Origin of the sequence: Microbacterium pasadenense, assembly GCF_047246565.1 — a bacterium.
Taxonomy (GTDB): domain Bacteria; phylum Actinomycetota; class Actinomycetes; order Actinomycetales; family Microbacteriaceae; genus Microbacterium.
In genome coordinates, this window is the sequence record NZ_JBFOKN010000002.1 from 300,672 (window position 1) to 318,406 (window position 17,735).

Consider the following 17,735-nt stretch of genomic DNA (forward strand, 5'->3'; position numbering starts at 1 on the left):
CGGTTGCTAGGTTTGTCGGATGACTGCCGTGCCGCCCCGGCCGCAGCCCGACCCGGACGTCGATCCGGGCGTCGTTGCCGCCGTTCCTCCTCCGCCTCCCGCGGTGTCGGCGGCCGAAGCGGCCGCCGCACGGGCCGAGGCCGCCGGCTTCGAGCCGTTCCTCGTCGCGGAGGCGACCCCGCCCCGGATCCCTCCCGTTCCGCCGCTGCCCTCCGCCGTGACGTCGAAGCCGGATGCCGACGCCGCCGAGACCGTCGACGCGACCGTCGCGCGACCCGAAGCAGCGGCGACCGCACCGAAGGGCCCGTCGAAGAAGAAGCGTGGCGCGAGGCGGAAGTCCCGTGCGTCGGCACCCCCCAAGCCTGACGTCTCGGCCGCCGTCCTGGCCGCACGCCTCGAGCAGGAACGTTCGGCCGCCCCGGCGGAAGCCGACGCCGACGAGGATTCCGGTCCGGCCATCGAGGCGGAGCCGGAGACCATCCCCGAGACCGAGCCCGAGACCGAGGCCGAGGCCGAGGCCGAGCCCGTCGTCGAGACGGAATCCGAGCCCGTCGTGAAGCCCGAGCCCGCGCCGGCGCCGGAGCCGGTCGTCGAGCGCGAGCCGGAGCCGGAGGCCGAGCCGATCGCTGCTTCGGAGGTCGAGACAGAGGTCGAGCCCGAGCCGCCCGTCGAGCCGGAGCTGAAGCCGGAGCCGGCGCTGAAGCCGGAGCCGGTCACCTTGTCCGAGCCGGTCGCCGAGACCGGGACTCAGGTCGCCCCCGAATCCGGGGAGACGTCGGCGCTCGTCGACCTCTTCGACGACGAGATCGATGAGGACACGCACGTCAACCCGATCCAGGTCATCGTGACCGAGAGGATCGCTCCTCCGCGCGACACCGAGGACATCGACGCCGAGTCGGACCTTCCGGTGCCGGCCTCCGCCGAACCGACGGCTGTCGAGCCCGGCGGCGAGGCGCCCGCCCTGCGCCTGACCGGAGTCGGCAAGAGCTTCGGCCAGACGCGCGCCGTCGACGACCTCCACCTCGAGATCCCCACCGGGACCTTCTACGGCCTGGTCGGCCCCAACGGCGCAGGGAAGACGACGACCCTGTCGATGATCGCCGGCCTGCTCCGCCCGGATGCCGGACGGATCGAGATCGCCGGCCTCGACATGGAGCGTGATCCGGACGCGGCGAAGGCTCAGATGGGGGTGCTGCCGGACCGGCTGCGCACGTTCGACCGTCTCACCGGTCGCCAGCTGCTGCACTACTACGGTGTCCTCCGCGGGTTGCGCTACGCCGTCGTCGCCGAGCGCAGCGCAGACCTCGCCCGCGCGTTCGATCTGACCGCCGCCCTCGGCAGGCCCGTGTCGGACTACTCGGCCGGCATGACGAAGAAGATCATGCTCGCCGGCGCGATGATCCATTCGCCCCGTCTGCTCGTGCTCGATGAGCCGTTCGAGGCGGTCGACCCCGTCTCGAGCGCGGCGATCCTCGACATCCTCTCGACCTACGTCGCGCACGGGGGCACCGTCATCCTCTCCAGCCACGGCATGGACCTCGTCGAGCGCGTGTGCGACGGCGTCGCGGTGATCGTGGGCGGGCAGGTGCTGGCGCGGGGCACCGTCGACGAGGTCCGCGGGGATCACACACTCGCGGAGCGCTTCGTCCAGCTCGCCGGGAGCCGCAGCGATGTGGAAGGCCTGGAGTGGTTGCACACGTACTCCGACTGAGACTCGCGCTGCTGCTCGGCTCGTTGCGCACGCGGGGGGCGGTCCTCGCCCGGCGTCTGCTCGCCGCGCTCGCGCTGGTGATCGTCCTGGGCGCCGTCTGCATCGCGGTGGCGCGGCTGGCCGATGCTCCGAGAGTCGCCGCCGACACCCTGACGCTCGTGCTGGGATCCGCGCTCGTCCTCGGCTTCGCGCTCCTGCCGCTGTTCCTCGGCGCGGAGGACCCGCTCGATCCGCGGCGATTCGCGGTGCTCGGCAGGTCGCCGGGCTGGGTCGCCGGCACGGTGGCCGCGGCATCCGTCATCAGCCTCCCCATCCTCGCCGTCATCGCGGTCGCGGCGGCGATGGCGGTGGCGTGGACCGGCCACGGGGCGGCCGGATTCCTCGCCGTCATCGCCGCGTTCCTCGGCGTCGCGACCTGCCTCCTGTCCGCCCGGTGTGCGATGGCGATCGGCGCCCTCGCGCTGCGCGACCGTCGGACGCCGCAGCTCACGGGGCTGATGGTGACGGCGGCGCTCATCCTCGTCGTCCCCGCGGCCGTCTTCCTCGCATCGCTCGAGTGGGGCGCCGGGCTGCCGCCGCAGCTGGTCGAGGCGGCGCGGGGGCTCGCTCTCACTCCGCTCGGCGCGGCGTGGGCCATCGGGCTGCGGCGCGGCGGCGACCTCGTCGGTCCGCTCGCCGTCGCGGTGGCGACGCTGCTCGCGCTGGCCGTCCTGTGGGCCTGGCTGACCCGCCGCATGCTGACGACGACGTCGCGTCCCGTTCCGGTCCGCGAGCGTCGCGGCCTCGGCTGGTTCGCGGTCATGCCCGGCACCCCGGGCGGTGCGATCGCCGCCCGCGGCATCGTGTACTGGTTCTCGGACGCACGCCACCTCGCCAACATCATCATCGTCCCGATCGCGTCCGTCCTGGTGATCGTGCCGCTGCTCGTCGTGGGCGTGCCGGTCGAGACCGTCGCCCTCATCCCGGCCCCGCTCATGGCGCTGTTCTTCGGGTGGCTCGCGCACAACGACCTCGCGTACGACTCCACGGGTATCTGGCTGCATTTGGCCGCAGGGGTGCGCGGGTTCGCCGACCGGATGGGGCGGCTCGCGCCGGTCGTGCTGATCGCCGTGCCGCTGCTGGCCGTCGCCGTCACGCTGTCGGTGTGGGCGCACGATCGCTGGGACGTCCTCCCGGCGATGATCGGCGTGTGCGCGAGCCTGTTCGCGAGCGGACTCGGCCTGAGCTCGATCTCGTCGGCGGTCGCGCCGTACCCGGTGTCGCGCCCGGGGGATGGCCCGTTCGAGCAGCCGCAGCGCACCGGCGGCGGGATGGCCCAGTCGCTCGTCCTGCTCGGCGCGGTCCTGCTGAGCGCGCCGACGCTGTGGTGGGCGTGGCTCACGCTGACCCGCGACGCGCAGTACGCGTGGACCGCGCTGTGGGGCGGGGTCGCCATCGGCCTGGCGGTGCTGATCGCCGGAGTCGTCGTCGGCGGGGTCGCGTTCGAGCGTCGCTCGAGTCGGATCATGGAGTTCGCCGAGACGATGTGACGGGCCCGTCCGACCCGTCTCCCGATACACTCAGGGTCATGAGCACGCCGATCGACAGCCCCGACCAGGGCGGACTCGCCACCCTCGACCGTGAACTCGAAGAGCTCATCCGCGAGGAGACCATCGAACCGGGCGACCACGAGCGTTTCTCGCACTACGTGAAGAAGGACAAGATCCTCGAGTCGGCGATCACCGGCAAGCCCGTACGCGCCCTGTGCGGCAAGAAGTGGACGCCGGGTCGCGATCCGGAGAAGTTCCCGGTGTGCCCGACCTGCAAGGAGATCTACGCGTCGATGACCTCGTAGACCGCGGGTGAAGACGTCGGTCGGGCGGATGGGGTGGTGCCGTCGCGGTCCTCGATGAGGCCGGGGAGCATCCATGTCACGCGATCGTCAGGATCCGGGTGCGTCGACGTCTTCGTACACGGTCGGCAGGGCCGGGTCCGCCCGGCTCAGGGCCAGCCCCGTCACGGGCAGCTCCTCGCGCACGCGCAGGTGGTGTGCGCGGGCGGCGGCGACGCCGTCCGGTCCTTCGTATGCGGCATCGGTCTCGCCTCGTTCCACCAGGGTGACCTGGAGGGCGCGCGCGTCGGGCCGGTCGGCCATGGCAGCCATCGGCTCGAAGCCGTCGGCGACGGCGATCAGCTCGCCGGTGGCGACACCGTCGGCGGTCCGGGTGCGGAAGGCGCTCTTCCGGCCGCCGACCGAGGCCTTGTCGGTCGACGCCTTCGCGACCGAGACCCACGAGCCGTCGGGACCCTGCCGGGCGACCAGCTTGTAGACCATGCCGGCCGTCGGCGAGCCGGACCCCGTCACGACCGACGTCCCGACACCGTACGCGTCGACGGGCGACGCGGCGAGGGCGGCGATCGCGAACTCGTCGAGATCGCTCGTCACGGTGATCCTCGTCCCCGTCGCGCCGAGGCCGTCGAGCTGCTCCCGAACGGATGCCGCGACGGTCGGCAGGTCGCCGGAGTCGAGCCGCACGCCGCCGAGCCCGGCGCCCGCCACCGCGATCGCGGTGGCCACACCCTGCCGGATGTCGTAAGTGTCCACCAGGAGGGTGGTGCCGACGCCGAGGGCGGCGATCTGGCTGCGGAACGCATCCTCCTCGGTGTCGTGCAGGAGCGTCCAGGAATGCGCTGCCGTGCCCATGGTGGGAACGCCCCAGGTCCGGCCCGCCTCGAGGTTGCTCGTGGCCGAGAACCCTGCGATGTAGGCGGCGCGCGCGGCGGCCACGGCGGACTGCTCCGCAGCGCGGCGCGAGCCCATCTCCGCCAGCGGCCGCTCGCCGGCCGCGATGCTCATGCGCGCCGCGGCGGTCGCGACGGCCGAATCGTGGTTGAGCACGCTGAGGGCCAGGGTCTCGAGGATGACCGCTTCGGCGAAGGATCCCTCGACCGTCAGGATCGGCGAGCCCGGGAAGTACAGCTCGCCCTCGCGGTACCCCGTGATCGTCCCGGTGAACCGGTAGCCCTCGAGGAAGCGGACCGTCTCGGGGCTCACGATCCGGTGATCGCGCAGGAACGCCAGCTCAGCCTCGTCGAAGCGGAAGTCACGCAGCAGCGAGAGCAGGCGACCGGTCCCGGCCACCACGCCGAATCGACGCGCGCCGGGCAGGCGCCGGCCGAACAGTTCGAACACGCACGGGCGGTCCGCCGTTCCGTCCTGCAGAGCTGCGTCGAGCATGGTGAGCTCGTACTGGTCGGTCAGCAACGCCGTAGGGGTGCTCATCCCGTCACTCTATCCAGGCGCGAGTAGGCTGGATGACCGTGACGGATGCACCGATCGGGATCTTCGATTCAGGGGTCGGCGGTCTCACCGTCGCCCGGGCGGTCTCTCAGCTGCTGCCGCGGGAGTCGATCGTGTACATCGGCGACACCGCCCACTCGCCCTACGGGCCCAAGCCCATCGCCGACGTGCGGCGCTACGGCCTCGAGGTGCTCGACACGCTCGTCGACCAGGGCGTGAAGATGCTTGTCATCGCGTGCAACACGGCGTCCGCGGCACTCCTGCGCGATGCCCGCGAGCGGTACGACGTGCCGGTCGTCGAGGTGATCAACCCGGCGGTGCGCACCGCCATCGCGACGACGCGCAACCGCCGGATCGGCGTGATCGGCACCGAGGGGACGATCAGCTCCGGGGTCTACCAGGACATGCTCGGCGTGACACCCGACCTCACCGTCTTCGCGCAGGCATGCCCCCGGTTCGTCGAGTTCGTGGAGGCCGGCGTCACGGACTCGCCCGATGTGCTGCGCGTGGCCGAGGAGTACCTCGCCCCGCTGCGACACGCCGGCGTCGACACCCTCGTGCTCGGCTGCACGCACTACCCGTTCCTCGAGGGCGCCATCAGCTATGTGATGGGCCCCGAGGTGTCGCTCGTCTCGAGCGACACCGAGACGGCCAAGGACGTCTACCGGCAGCTCGTCTCACGGGACCTGCTCGCCGGGTCCGACGCCGTGCCCACGCACGACTACGAGGCCACCGGCGCATCCGCCGATGACTTCCTGCTCCTCGCCGACCGACTCATGGGCCGGGGCGTCAGCTCCGTGCGGCTCGTGCAGACCGGCGCCATCGACCTATCGGAGGTAACCCCATGACCGACATCACCCGCAAGGACGGTCGCGCCGTCGACCAGCTGCGTCCCGTGACGATCGAGCGCGGCTGGAGCGCCCACGCCGAGGGGTCGGCGCTCATCTCCTTCGGCGGCACGAAGGTGCTGTGCACCGCGTCCTTCACCAACGGCGTGCCGCGCTGGCTCACCGGCAAGGGCAAGGGCTGGGTGACCGCCGAGTACGCGATGCTGCCGCGGGCGACGAACTCGCGCAACGACCGCGAGTCGATCAAGGGGAAGGTCGGCGGGCGCACGCACGAGATCTCGCGCCTGATCGGTCGTGCCCTCCGCGCGGTCGTCGACACGAAGGCACTGGGTGAGAACACCATCGTCATCGACTGCGACGTCCTCCAGGCGGACGGCGGCACGCGGACGGCGGCCATCACCGGGGCCTACGTCGCCCTCGCCGACGCCATCGAGTGGGGCCGTGCCAAGGGCTTCGTCGGCAAGAACGCGAAGGCGCTGATCGACTCGGTCGCAGCCGTGTCGGTCGGCATCATCGACGGCGAGCCGATGCTCGACCTCGCCTACGTCGAGGACGTGCGCGCCGAGACCGACATGAACGTCGTCGTCACCGGGCGCGGACTCTTCGTCGAAGTGCAGGGCACCGCCGAGGGCGCGCCGTTCGACAAGCGCGAGCTCGACGCGCTGCTCGACCTCGGCGTCGCGGGCTGCGCATCCCTGCGCGACCAGCAGACCGCGGCCCTCGCCGGGGAGTCCGACTGATGCCGTCCGGTCGGGTGGTCCTCGCGACGCACAACGCGCACAAGGTCGAGGAGTTCGGCGCCATCGTGGGCGCGACCCGGCCCGACCTGGAGGTCGTCGGATACGACGGTCCCGAGCCGGTCGAGGACGGCGTCACCTTCGCCGAGAACGCGCTCATCAAGGCGCGGGCCGCCGCGGCACACACGGGACTCCCGGCGATGGCGGACGACTCCGGCATCCGTGTGGACGTCCTGGGCGGTTCTCCCGGCGTGTTCTCGGCGTACTGGGCCGGCCACAAAAAGGACGGGGTCGCGAACTACGAGCTGCTGCTCGACCAGCTCGCCGACATCGCCGACCCCCACCGGACGGCGCAGTTCGTCTCGACGATCGCCCTGGTGATCCCGGCGGAGGACGGCCGGCCGGCGGAGGAGCACGTCGTCGAGGGCATCTGGCCCGGTCGCGTCGCGACCGCCCCCGTCGGAGACAACGGGTTCGGCTACGACCCCGTGTTCATCCCCGACGAGCAGGGCGAGCCGGCTCGGACGGCAGCCGAGCTCAGTCCCGAGGAGAAGAACGCGCAGTCGCACCGCGCCCGCGCCTTCGTGGCGCTCGGGCCGCTGCTGGCCGGGCTCCGAGCCTGAGAATCGGACTCATTCCCGACATCGCCGGACAGTGCTCCGGCGGGCGACCCCGGGCTTAGCCTCGGGATATGCACGATCATGCGCCCCGCGGCATCCGTGCGGGTGGACCCCGCCGGCTGCTGGCGATCTCACTCGCCCTCACGGCGACGGTCCTGGTCGTGCAGGTCATCGGCGCCGTCCTCACCGGGTCGCTCGCGCTGCTGGCCGACGCGGGTCACATGTTCACCGACAGTTCCGCGCTCGTGGTGGCGCTGATCGCGGCATCCGTCGCGGCGCGGCCGGCCGACGACCGGCAGACGTACGGCTACCAGCGGGCCGAGGTCTTCGGCGCCCTGGTGAACGCCGTCATCCTGATCGCGCTGTGCGCGGTGATCGCGGTGGAGGCGGTCCGGCGACTGGTGGAACCCGGCTGGGTCGAGGTGCAGGGCCTTCCCATGCTGGTCGTCGCGGCGATCGGCCTCGTGGCGAACGCCGTGTCGCTGTACCTGCTCAGCGCCGCCCAGCGGACGAGCATCAATGTGCGGGGAGCGTACCTCGAGGTGCTCGGCGACCTCGTGGGCTCGGGCGTCGTCCTGGTGGCGGCCCTGGTCATCTGGCTGACGGGGTGGATGCCGGCCGACGCGATCGCGTCGCTGGCGATCGCCGTGCTGATCGTGCCCCGGGCGGTGAGCCTGCTCCGCGAGGTGATCGACGTGCTGGGGGAGCGGGCGCCGCGTGGAACGCGGGTGCCGGACATCCGCGCGCACATCCTCGGCGCACACGGGGTCGTCGACGTCCACGACGTGCACGTGTGGCAGCTCACGCGGGGTGCGCCCGTCTTCACCGCCCATGTGGTCGTCGATGCCGATGTGTTCGCGCGCGACCGGGCGGCCGCGCTGCTGTCGGAGCTGCAGTCGTGCCTGTCGGAGCACTTCGACGTCGCGCACTCGACGTTCCAACTGGAGCCCGCCGGCCACCTGGAGCACGACGCGCACGCCTGAGGCCGGATCCCTTTCGCAGAGATGCACGAAACTGCAGCGGCCGCGGCGTTGCTTCCCCCGTATCTTTGTGTGATAATGGATCGAAGATCCTCGTGCCTACCTACTTCGGGGGATCCGGAACTCGATGACGGCCGTTCCGGCCATGTGGAGGACGCATGGGGCACGAGACTGTCGGCGATCCATCGGCCGACGACGGACACGAGCTGGGCTGGCGGGAGCTGGACGCGCTCGTCGGACACGTCGTGACGACCCGACGTGAGATCGCCCGACTCCAGGCGGCGGAGGCGCGACTGCTGGCCGGTGCGGTCGGACTGGTCGGTGAGCGAGCGGTGGCGTATCGCGAACGGACCGGCACGTTCGGCAGCGACCTTCCGCTGCGGGAGGTGTCGCTGGAACTCGGCGCGGCGATGCGTGTGTCGGACAGGACCGTTCAAGGGCGGCTGGGGGACGCCACGATCCTGGTCGAGCTCTTCTCGCAGACCCTGGCGGCGTGGGAGTCCGGGACCATCGACGCCGGGCACGCGTGGGCGATCGTCCGGGCCGGAACGCTGATCACGGAGGAATCGTCGCGGGGCCGGTACGAGGTGCTCGCGCTGGCGGCCGCCGAGACGGAGTCGCCGGGGAGGATGGCATCCGTCGCACGCGCGATCGCGGCGGCGGTCGACCCCGACGCCTTCAGCGAGCGACTGGCGCAGACGGGTGCGGAGCGGGCAGTGAAGCTCTACGACCTCGACGACGGTATGGCTCGGCTGATCGCCGATCTGCCGGCACCGTTGGCGTACGCCATCCGGGAACGACTGATGCGGCTGGGCGAGGAAGCCGTCCGCGACGACGACTCCGACCGTTCCGGGGTCCCGGCATTTGAGACGTGCGAGCGGGAGGATCCTGCCGACCACGCGACTCTCTCGACGTGCGGAACGCGGCGCGGGTCGGCGATCGCCGCGCCGCAGTCCCCTCGCCGCACCGCAGATCAGGTCCGTGCGGACGTCTTCGCCGACCTCCTGCTGACCGGCGTCCCGACGGCGCACGGCGATCCGGCGGTGACGCGGACGATCACCGGCCGGATCCAGGTCACCGTCCCGGCATCGACCCTGGCCGGGATGCCGGGTGCGCCCGCGATCCTCGCGGGCTACGGACCGGTCGATCCCGGCTTCGCTCGCCGATTCGCCGGGGCCGCACCGGGATGGGACCGCGTCTTCACGGATCCGTACACGGGGGAGCCGCTGGCGACCGATCGCTACCGTCCCTCGGCGCAGCTCCGGCGCTTCCTCGCCGCACGCGACGAGCGCTGCCGGACGCCGGGCTGCACGCGTCCCGCGCACCGATCGGACATCGACCACAACCGACCCGCCGCCGACGGGGGCCCGACGCAGGGCGAGAACCTCGCGCACTTCTGCCGCCGTCACCACACCGGCAAGCACCACACCGCCTGGCGCGTGCGTCAGCTCGGGCACGGCGTGCTGGAGTGGGCCGGTCCGACGGGGCGGCGCTACCTCGACAGGCCACCGGCCGTCGTCCGGTTCGTGCCCGACATCGAGTCGGAGCCGCCGCCGTTCTGACGCCGTCTCAGCCGCCGCCGTCTCGTCGTCGTCAGACCGGTTCGTCCCAGACCACGTCGCCCGGACTCATGTCGGAGCGGAGACCGCGCCACCGGGCGTGGCGCAACGTGCCGCCCGACGTCACCTCCGCGAACTCCACCTCGCCGACCAGCTCCGGCCGCACCCACCGGGCGTCCGACGCCTCGACACGTCCGATGTCGACGAACGGGTTCTCGTCGGTGCGCAGCGGCTCCAGCGCGGCCGCCAGCCGCGACAGAGTCGCGCCGCTGAACCCCGAGCCCACCCGTCCGATGTAGTGCAGCCCGTCCTCCGTCGGGACGCCCATCAGCAGCGAACCGATCTCGCCGTTCCGGCCGCCCTTACCGGGACGGATGCCGCCGATCACGACGTCCTGCATCAGCGTGAGCTTCACCTTGAGCCACTGCTCGCTCCGGACGCCGCGGCGGTAGGCCGACGACGGATCCTTCACGACGACGCCCTCCAGTCCCAGCTGCCGGGCCGTGGCGAGGGCGTCGTCCACGTCGCCGGCGACCGGGGGGACGACGATCGCCGGGATCGTGTCGGCGGCGATCGCGTCGAGCAGCTCGCGCCGCTGCGAGAGCGGCAGGGGAGCGGCGTCCTTCCCATCGACCTCGATCACGTCGAACAGCATGAACGTGACCGGGATGCGCTCCGCCTCCCGCGCGATCTCTCGCGGCTTCGTCAGGTGCATCCGGTGCTGCAGCCGCGAGAAGCTCGGTCGACCGCGCGCATCGAGCGCGACGATCTCGCCGTCCACGACGCACGGCGGCGCCGTGAGACCCGGGTCGACGTCGGTGAGCTCCGGATACCGCGCCGTGATGTCGGTGCCGCTCCGCGCGCGCAGCTGCAGCCGGCGGCCGTCCCAGACGCCGACGGCGCGGATGCCGTCCCATTTGAACTCCACCCAGGGCCCCCAGCGATCGGCCGCCTGCCGCGCCAAGGCGACGTTCGAGTTCGTCGCGAGCATCGGATCGGAGGACGTCAGGAGCGACCTCGACGCAACCGGCGCGGCGGGTGGCTCAGACGGAGCGGCCTCCCCGCTTCCCGGCGCGGCGATCTTCGCCAAGGCGGCTTTCGGCGAGGCGGCTTTCGGCGGGGCGGCATCCGTCTTCATGCGGTGCAGCAGCCACTGCGACTTCTCGCCGTCGCCGCTCGTGCGGATGAGGGCGAGCCGCACGCTCCCGAGCGGGCCGTCGACGCGGCCCGTCGCCGTGAAGATCACCTCGTCATCGCGCCACTTCTCGAGCGTGAACGTGCCGGTGTCCCAGATCGTCATGGTCCCCGCTCCGTACTCGCCGGCCGGGATCTCGCCCGCGAACTCCAGGTACTCCATCGGGTGGGGCTCGGTCATGACGGCGAGGTGGTTCTTGTCCGATGACTCCGGGATGCCGCGCGGCACGGCCCAGCTGACCAGGACCCCGTCACGCTCGAGCCGCAGGTCGAAGTGCAGCCGGCGGGCGTGGTGCTCCTGGATCACGAAGCGCGCCGTCTCGTCGGACCCGCCGACCGCCGGCGAGCGCGGAACGGGTTCCGGCGTCTTCTCGGCATCGCGCTTCGCGATGTACGACGCCAGCGGACCGGAGTCCCGCGGGGCGAGCGGCGCGAACAGATCGCCGGCCGTCGCCGCCCGCTCGAGGACCTCCCCGAACAGCAGGTGGCGAAGCGCCGGGTCGTCGAGCTCCTCCCAGGTGCGGGGCGCGGCGACGGTGGGCCGGTCGCGGCCGCGCAGCGAGTACGGTGCGATCGTGGTCTTCGACCCGTTGTTCTGGCTCCAGTCGAGGAACACCTTGCCGGGCCGCGCGGCCTTCGACATCGAGCTGACGACGAGATCAGGGTGGTCGGCCTCGAGCAGCCGCGCCATCTCCTTGGCGAACGCCGAGATCTCGTCGCTCGTCCGGCTGCCGTCGAGGGGTGCGTACAGATGGATGCCCTTGCTCCCGCTCGTCACGGGAAGCGGCTCCATGCCCATGCCGGCGAGGATCGTCCGCGCCCACCGCGCGACCTCGGCGCACTCGTGGAGGCCTGCTCCCGGGCCCGGATCGAGGTCGAGCACCAGCCGGTCCGGGTTCCGACGCCGCCCATCGGCGTCGAAGCGCCACTGCGGCACGTGGAGTTCGATCGACGCCACCTGCGCGAGGTAGACGAGCGTCGGCAAGCGGTCGACGAGCGGATAGTCCTTGGCTCCGGAGGAATGATCGATGGGCCGGCGCGTCACCCACGCGGGCGCGCCGCGCTCGAGGTCCTTCGCGAAGAACGACCCCTCGGCGGTGCCGTCGGGCCAGCGGATGCGGGTCACCGGGCGCCCGTGCAGGTGGGGCAGCATGACGGGCGCGATGCGCGTCAGATAGTCGATGACCTCGCCCTTGGTGGTCCCGGTCTCGGGGTACATCACCTTGTCGAGATTGCTCAGCCGCAGGCGCCGACCGTCGACGACGACGTCCTGTGCTGCCGATGCCATGCGCCCAGGCTAGTGCGCAACCCCTGGCCGCCCGGGCAGTGACGGGTGTGTACTGATGTGATGAGAGCGATCTGGAAAGGCGCCCTGACCTTCGGCCTCGTCAACGTGCCGGTGAAGGTCTACTCGGCGACGGAGGATCATGACGTGTCGCTGCACCAGGTGCACGCGACGGACGGCGGGCGCATCCGGTATCAGCGGATCTGCGAGATCGACGGCGAGGTCGTGCCCTACGCCGACATCGACAAGGCGTACGACGACGGTGAGCGCACGGTCGTGCTGACGTCGGACGATCTGGCGGCTCTCCCGTCGGAGCGCAGTCGCGAGATCGAGGTCGTGGAGTTCGTCCCCACGGAGCAGATCGACCTCCTGACGCTCGACCGGGCGTACTACCTGGAGCCGGACTCGAAGTCGCCGAAGGCGTACGTCCTGCTGCGGCAGACCCTCGAGCAGACCGATCGCACCGCCATCGTGCGCTTCTCGCTCCGCCAGAAGACCCGCCTGGCCGCCCTGCGCGTGCGCGGTGACGTGCTGGTGCTGCAGACGCTGCTGTGGTCGGACGAGGTCCGCCAGGCGGCGTTCCCCGTCCTCGACGAGCCGGTGAAGATCTCCAAGAAGGAGCTCGAGCTGTCGGCATCCCTCGTCGACAGCTTCTCGAGCGACTTCGATCCGGCCGAGTTCGCGGACGAGTACCAGGAGGAGCTGCGCACCCTCATCGAGGCGAAGCTCGAGCAGGGCGACGCGCTCGACACGACCGAGACGTTCGGCGAGAAGACGGATGCCGGTGGCGGCGAGGTCATCGACCTCATGGACGCCCTGCGGGCGAGTGTCGAGAAGAGCCGCGCGGCGCGCTCGGGCGGCGCCACGTCGTCGACGAAGGCCGCGAAGGCCGCGAAGGCCGCGAAGGACGAGGACGGGAAGTCCGCGCCGGCGAAGAAGCCGGCGCGCAAGAAGAAGGCGTCCTGAGGCAGGCTCCCGCGCCGGCGGCCGCGATCAGCGGGTCGGCGGCTCGCTGCCGGCGGTACCCCGCTCGGGGCCGTCGGCGAGGTCGTCGGGGTCGAGGACCAGCTCCTGCGCCTCTGCGGCATCCGTCACGCCGTCGGGACCCGCTGCCATCTCCTGGCGGACCTTGCGCTTCTCGGCAAAGTAGTGCCAGACGATGAAGACGAGGGTGCCGGCGACGGCGATGAGCAGGATGACGTCGATGTACTCGGCGACGAACTCGCCTACGCCCGGGATCAGGCTCACGAGGTAGCCGAAGACGGTGAGACCGAAGCCCCAGAGCACCGCCCCGATGAAGTTGTAGAGCGTGTAGCGGTGCCAGGGCATCTTGCCGACGCCGGCCGCGACCGGCGCGAACGTCCGCACGATGGGGATGAAGCGAGCGAGGATCACGGTCACCCCGCCGAACCGCTCGAAGAACGCGTTCGTGCGCTCGACGTTGCGGCGACTGAAGAGGCCGGACTCCTTGCGCTCGAAGACAGCCGGGCCGCCCTTGCGGCCGATGACGTACCCGACCTCCCCGCCGAGGAAGGCGGACAGCCCGATGAGGAGGCCGACGACCCACACGTTGACGCCGAAGACGCCGTGGGGCGCATGGGTGACCGGGTTCGAGAGCAGGCCCGCCATGATGAGCAGCGTGTCGCCGGGGAGCAGGAAACCGACGAGCAGGCCGGTCTCGGCGAAGATGATGAAGCAGACCACGACGAGGGCCCACGGGCCGGCGGCGTTGATGATCGTCTCGGGATCGAGCCAGGGGATCAGAGCGGTGGGATGCACGGGCTACCTCGGTACGACGGGTGGGCTGACGGGGTCGGGTCGATCTCGTGCGGAAGGGGGGACTTGAACCCCCACGCCCGAAGGCACAGGAACCTAAATCCTGCGTGTCTGCCGATTTCACCACTCCCGCGGGTGGGTTCAGTCTAGGCCGCCGAGGTCGCCCTCCCCGTGTGGATAACTTCGACGCGGAGAGCGCACCGGTTGCGAGGATCTCCGACCATGAGCCTCGCTCCACCGATGACGGCATCCGGCGGCCTCGCCGCGGTGGCGGAGCGGGTGCGCGAGCGACTCCGCTCCGAGCAGGTCGATCCCGGCCGCGACCCGGAGCGCGCGACCGCCATCGCCCGCACGGAGGTGCGTCGGCACAACGACTTCGCGCTCGCCCGCGGCATCGACGTGATCGAGGACGAGACGGCATCCGTCCGCGACATCCTCTCGACGGTCGCGGGCTACGGACCCGTTCAGGCGCTGCTCGACGATCCCGAGGTCGAGGAGATCTGGATCAACTCGCCCGACCGGGTCTACGTCGCGCGCCGCGGGCGCAGCGAGCGTGCGCCGCTGGTGCTCACCGACTCCGCGGTGCGGGACCTCGTCGAGCGGATGCTGCATTCGACCGGCCGCCGCGTCGATCTGAGCCAGCCGTTCGTCGATACGTCCCTTCCGGACGGGTCGCGGCTGCACGTCGTCATCCCGGACATCACGCGTCGCCACTGGGCCGTCAACATCAGGAAGTTCCTCACGACGTACCGGACGCTGGAGGACCTGACGGCCGCCGGATCCATCGCGCCCGCGGCGGCCGAGATCCTGCGCGAGGCGATGCGCGACGGCCGCAGCATCCTCGTCTCCGGCGCCACGCACGCGGGCAAGACGACGCTGCTCGGCGCCCTGATCGCGGCCAGTCCTGCCGAGCACCGCATCGTGACGGTCGAGGAGACCTTCGAGCTCGCCGTCCGAGCGGCCGACATCGTCGCGCTGCAGGGACGGCAGCCGAGCCTGGAGGGGACCGGCGAGGTGAGCCTGCGCCGACTCGTGAAGGAGGCGCTCCGCATGAGACCCGACCGCCTCGTGGTCGGGGAGGTACGGGATGCCGAGGCGCTCGATCTCGTGCTCGCGCTGAACACCGGTGTGCCCGGCGCCGCGACGATCCACGCGAACTCGGCGACCGACGCACTCCGGAAGCTGGCGTCGCTGCCGCTCCTCGCGGGCCGGAACATCGACCGCGACTTCCTGCTGCCCGCGATCGCCGCCTCCGTCGGCCTCGTCATCCACTGCCGGCGGGAACCGACCGGGCAGCGGCGCATCGTCGAGATCCTCGCCCCGACCGGGCGGGTCGCCGACGGCGCCGTCGACACCCGCGTCGTGTACTCGGTGGGACGACCGTGATCACGGTCCTCGGGCTGGTGCTCGCGGCGGGCATCCTGCTGGGGCTCGCGCCGTGGCTCTGGCCCGCGGGCGCGCCGGCGGAACCGCGCGGACAGGACGGCCGCGTGGTGCGGATGCTGCAGGCGGCGGGGTTCTCGCACGCGGCGCCCGGGCATCTCGTCGTGATCTCGTTGGCCTGCGCGGCGCTGGCCGGTGCCGTCGTCTGGCTCATCACGGCTCTCCCCGCCTTCGCGGCGGTGGCCGCGGCGGCCGCCTCCGCCGGGCCGGCGGTCTGGCTCCGCGGCCGGGCTCGGCGGCTCCAGAAGTCGCGGCGTGCGCTGTGGCCGGACGTCTGCGACCTCCTGGTCGCCTCGGTGCGCTCGGGGATGTCGCTCCCGGATGCCGTCGCCGCCCTCGCCGAGGCAGGGCCGCATCCGCTGCGCCCGGCGTTCGGGGTCTTCGCGTCCGACGTCGCGGCATCCGGGCACTTCGATTCCGGCGCACTGCGTCTGAAGGCACGGCTCGCCGATCCCGTCGCCGACCGGATCATCGAGGCGCTCCGGATGGCGCGTCAGGTCGGCGGCACCGAGCTGACCACCGTCCTGCGCGCTCTGTCGGCCTCGGTCCGAGCCGAGGCGGCCCTCCGTGCCGAGATCGAGGCGCGGCAGTCGTGGATCCGCGGCGCTGCCGTCCTCGGAGTGATCGCACCCTGGGTCATCCTGGGGCTCCTCGCGCTGCGGCCCGAAGGAGCGAGCGCCTACTCCAGCCCCGAAGGCGTGGCGGTCATCTTGATCGGCGCCGGCGTATCGGTCGTCGCCTTCCGACTCATGCTCGGCATCGGTCGCCTGCCCGAGCCGCGGAGGTGGTTCGCGTGAGCGGCGTCACCGAGCTCGCCCTCGCCATCGTCCTCGGCGGCGTCTTCGCGGCCGGTGTCGTCCTCATCGCGTCGCGCGTTCCGCGGCTATCGGCCCCGACGCTGTCGCGTCGGATCGCGCCGTACGTCCGCGACGTCACCGACCCCCGCGGTCTGACGCCGCTGGGGCCGCCGGCCCCGTCATGGCGCGCCTCGAGGGACCGGTTCATCGACGGGCTCGGTGGCGCCGCCGGCATCGAGCGACGCCTTCGGCAAGCAGGCAGAGGCGGCGACGCCGGGGCGTTCCGAGGTCGTCAGCTCGCGTGGGCGCTGGTCGGGGGTCTCGTCGGGGGTCTCCTCGTGGTGATCCTGGTGCTCACGGACCGCGGCACCGCCGCCGCGGCGCTCCTGCCGCCGGTCGCCGGGCTCGGGGCCGCGATGGTGTTCGACATCCGGCTCACCGCCGCGGCGCGCCGCCGACGCGCTCGGGTCGATGAGGAGCTGCCCACGGTGCTGGAATTCGTGTCGCTGTGTCTGGCAGCGGGCGAGGGGCTTCGGGATGCGCTCCGCCGGGTGGGCGAGATCGGTTCCGGCGAGCTGACGGCCGAGATCCGTCGTGCGGTGCTCGACAGCGGCACGGGATCGAATCTGTCGGACGCGCTCGTCGACCTCGGGCGCCGCCTGGACGTCCCCGCTCTGTCGCGGGCGGTCGAGCACCTCGTCGCGGCGATCGACCGCGGCGCTCCGCTCGCCGCCGTCTTGCAGGCCCAGGCCGGCGACGCGCGGGAGGACGCCAAGCGGTCGCTCATCGAGCAGGCGGGCCGGAAGGAGATCGCCATGCTCTTCCCGATCGTCTTCTTCCTCCTTCCCATGAGCGTCCTGTTCGCGGTCTTCCCCGGCATCGTCATGCTTCGCCTCGGGGTCGGCTGACCGATGACCATCACTCGAGAACCAACGAAAGGAGCGGACCATGCTCCGCATCAGATCTCGGCGATTGCGCACCGCGTGGGGCGCGATCCTCGCCGACGCCGCCCGCGATGAGCGCGGCGACGTCCCCGGCTGGGTCCTGATCACGCTGATGACGGCCGGTGCCGACCTTAGACAGTGATCTGGTTGCTGTGAGAACTCTGAATGCCAGCAGTCAAAACGGTAAGTGGTGCGATGCTTCTCCCGCGCCAGCACAGGGCTGGTGCAGGACAGGAGACAGCATGAGAAGGGCGACACAGACCGAGAAGGAACGAGCGAGGCGCGAGACCAAGCGTGAGTATCTGGACCATCGTCCGCGCGTGTGGGTGCCCGCGCTTGACGAGACCGGGGAGCACTGGGCCGAGACAGTGACGACTGAGACCTGGGTCTATGTGACGGCACGAGCAGCGACGCCGCCCGCACGCGCACTTACGGCGCCGACGCCGCGAGTGCCCCTTCGTCTGGCTCGCCGGCTCAGGAAGCAGAACCCCGAAGCAACGTTCCAGTTCGCATCACCGTTCACGGGCTGAGCGGGAGCGAGACGCGGGAGCCGCTGGAACG

Annotated in this window: 16 protein-coding genes and 1 tRNA gene; 13 read left to right on the plus strand and 4 right to left on the minus strand. The window is 71.6% G+C overall.

Annotated features, from left to right (window positions below; genetic code table 11):
• Positions 1–19: 19 nt before the first annotated feature.
• Genes AB3M83_RS07495 through AB3M83_RS07505 form a run of 3 tightly spaced genes read left to right on the plus strand, consistent with a single transcriptional unit; the run spans position 20 to position 3,545 of the window.
• A complete protein-coding gene (locus AB3M83_RS07495; protein ID WP_412946564.1) occupies positions 20–1,711 on the plus strand; it encodes an ABC transporter ATP-binding protein in 1,692 nt (563 codons plus the stop codon).
• Positions 1,687–3,240, plus strand: coding sequence for a hypothetical protein (locus AB3M83_RS07500; protein WP_412946567.1), 1,554 nt, complete (start codon positions 1,687–1,689; stop codon positions 3,238–3,240). The genes AB3M83_RS07495 and AB3M83_RS07500 overlap by 25 nt, the downstream gene beginning before the upstream one ends.
• Before the next feature lie 38 nt (positions 3,241–3,278).
• On the plus strand, positions 3,279–3,545 hold the full coding sequence (locus AB3M83_RS07505; RefSeq protein ID WP_184216880.1) for a DUF3039 domain-containing protein: 267 nt from the start codon (positions 3,279–3,281) through the stop codon (positions 3,543–3,545).
• A gap of 87 nt (positions 3,546–3,632) precedes the next feature.
• Here AB3M83_RS07505 and AB3M83_RS07510 read toward each other — a convergent pair whose 3' ends face one another.
• Positions 3,633–4,973 (minus strand): nicotinate phosphoribosyltransferase, encoded by a 1,341-nt coding sequence (locus AB3M83_RS07510; RefSeq protein WP_412946571.1) that lies wholly within the window; start codon positions 4,971–4,973, stop codon positions 3,633–3,635.
• A 38-nt stretch (positions 4,974–5,011) separates the two neighbouring features.
• On the opposite strand from AB3M83_RS07510, the gene murI reads away from it, so the two are divergent.
• The 5 genes from murI to AB3M83_RS07535 all read left to right on the plus strand — a co-directional run bounded on the left by murI (position 5,012) and on the right by AB3M83_RS07535 (position 9,738).
• On the plus strand, positions 5,012–5,839 hold the full coding sequence (gene murI / locus AB3M83_RS07515) for a glutamate racemase (protein ID WP_412946574.1): 828 nt from the start codon (positions 5,012–5,014) through the stop codon (positions 5,837–5,839).
• Positions 5,836–6,579, plus strand: a complete 744-nt coding sequence (gene rph, locus AB3M83_RS07520) for a ribonuclease PH (RefSeq protein ID WP_412946576.1) — start codon at positions 5,836–5,838, stop codon at positions 6,577–6,579. Before murI ends, rph begins: the two co-directional genes overlap by 4 nt.
• Positions 6,579–7,199 carry an RdgB/HAM1 family non-canonical purine NTP pyrophosphatase gene (gene rdgB / locus AB3M83_RS07525; protein ID WP_412946579.1) on the plus strand — a complete coding sequence of 207 codons (621 nt, stop codon included), beginning with the start codon at positions 6,579–6,581 and terminating at the stop codon, positions 7,197–7,199. Before rph ends, rdgB begins: the two co-directional genes overlap by 1 nt.
• 68 nt (positions 7,200–7,267) lie before the next feature.
• Positions 7,268–8,179 carry a cation diffusion facilitator family transporter gene (locus AB3M83_RS07530; protein WP_412946580.1) on the plus strand — a complete coding sequence of 304 codons (912 nt, stop codon included), beginning with the start codon at positions 7,268–7,270 and terminating at the stop codon, positions 8,177–8,179.
• A gap of 155 nt (positions 8,180–8,334) precedes the next feature.
• A complete protein-coding gene (locus AB3M83_RS07535) occupies positions 8,335–9,738 on the plus strand; it encodes an HNH endonuclease signature motif containing protein (protein ID WP_412946583.1) in 1,404 nt (467 codons plus the stop codon).
• Positions 9,739–9,769: 31 nt separating this feature from the next.
• On the opposite strand, the gene AB3M83_RS07540 is transcribed toward AB3M83_RS07535, so the two are convergent.
• Positions 9,770–12,217, minus strand: coding sequence for an ATP-dependent DNA ligase (locus tag AB3M83_RS07540; protein WP_412946585.1), 2,448 nt, complete (start codon positions 12,215–12,217; stop codon positions 9,770–9,772).
• A 60-nt stretch (positions 12,218–12,277) separates the two neighbouring features.
• Between AB3M83_RS07540 and ku the strand changes: the two genes are divergently transcribed.
• Positions 12,278–13,180 carry a non-homologous end joining protein Ku gene (ku, locus tag AB3M83_RS07545; RefSeq protein WP_412946588.1) on the plus strand — a complete coding sequence of 301 codons (903 nt, stop codon included), beginning with the start codon at positions 12,278–12,280 and terminating at the stop codon, positions 13,178–13,180.
• 27 nt (positions 13,181–13,207) lie between these two features.
• On the opposite strand, the gene AB3M83_RS07550 is transcribed toward ku, so the two are convergent.
• Positions 13,208–13,993 (minus strand): DedA family protein, encoded by a 786-nt coding sequence (locus AB3M83_RS07550; protein WP_412946591.1) that lies wholly within the window; start codon positions 13,991–13,993, stop codon positions 13,208–13,210.
• Positions 13,994–14,041: 48 nt separating this feature from the next.
• Positions 14,042–14,123 (minus strand) — tRNA-Leu (locus AB3M83_RS07555).
• 89 nt (positions 14,124–14,212) lie between these two features.
• On the opposite strand from AB3M83_RS07555, the gene AB3M83_RS07560 reads away from it, so the two are divergent.
• The 4 genes from AB3M83_RS07560 to AB3M83_RS07575 are packed head-to-tail and all read left to right on the plus strand — an operon-like array spanning position 14,213 to position 17,316.
• Positions 14,213–15,376, plus strand: coding sequence for a TadA family conjugal transfer-associated ATPase (locus tag AB3M83_RS07560; protein ID WP_412946594.1), 1,164 nt, complete (start codon positions 14,213–14,215; stop codon positions 15,374–15,376).
• Entirely contained in the window at positions 15,373–16,230 is an 858-nt protein-coding gene (locus AB3M83_RS07565; protein WP_412946596.1) for a type II secretion system F family protein, read from the plus strand. Before AB3M83_RS07560 ends, AB3M83_RS07565 begins: the two co-directional genes overlap by 4 nt.
• Positions 16,227–17,138: a type II secretion system F family protein gene (locus tag AB3M83_RS07570; protein ID WP_412946599.1), complete on the plus strand. Its 912-nt coding sequence runs from the start codon at positions 16,227–16,229 to the stop codon at positions 17,136–17,138. Before AB3M83_RS07565 ends, AB3M83_RS07570 begins: the two co-directional genes overlap by 4 nt.
• Before the next feature lie 40 nt (positions 17,139–17,178).
• On the plus strand, positions 17,179–17,316 hold the full coding sequence (locus tag AB3M83_RS07575; RefSeq protein WP_412947884.1) for a hypothetical protein: 138 nt from the start codon (positions 17,179–17,181) through the stop codon (positions 17,314–17,316).
• The last annotated feature ends 419 nt before the right edge of the window (positions 17,317–17,735 follow it).

Coding starts and splice junctions, on each gene's coding strand:
- AB3M83_RS07495 (WP_412946564.1), top strand. CDS start 20: ATGACTGCCGTGCCGCCCCGGCCGCAGCCCGACCCGGACGTCGATCCG.
- AB3M83_RS07505 (WP_184216880.1), top strand. CDS start 3,279: ATGAGCACGCCGATCGACAGCCCCGACCAGGGCGGACTCGCCACCCTC.
- AB3M83_RS07510 (WP_412946571.1), bottom strand. CDS start 4,973: ATGAGCACCCCTACGGCGTTGCTGACCGACCAGTACGAGCTCACCATG.
- rph (WP_412946576.1), top strand. CDS start 5,836: ATGACCGACATCACCCGCAAGGACGGTCGCGCCGTCGACCAGCTGCGT.
- rdgB (WP_412946579.1), top strand. CDS start 6,579: ATGCCGTCCGGTCGGGTGGTCCTCGCGACGCACAACGCGCACAAGGTC.
- AB3M83_RS07530 (WP_412946580.1), top strand. CDS start 7,268: ATGCACGATCATGCGCCCCGCGGCATCCGTGCGGGTGGACCCCGCCGG.
- AB3M83_RS07535 (WP_412946583.1), top strand. CDS start 8,335: ATGGGGCACGAGACTGTCGGCGATCCATCGGCCGACGACGGACACGAG.
- AB3M83_RS07540 (WP_412946585.1), bottom strand. CDS start 12,217: ATGGCATCGGCAGCACAGGACGTCGTCGTCGACGGTCGGCGCCTGCGG.
- ku (WP_412946588.1), top strand. CDS start 12,278: ATGAGAGCGATCTGGAAAGGCGCCCTGACCTTCGGCCTCGTCAACGTG.
- AB3M83_RS07560 (WP_412946594.1), top strand. CDS start 14,213: ATGAGCCTCGCTCCACCGATGACGGCATCCGGCGGCCTCGCCGCGGTG.
- AB3M83_RS07575 (WP_412947884.1), top strand. CDS start 17,179: ATGCTCCGCATCAGATCTCGGCGATTGCGCACCGCGTGGGGCGCGATC.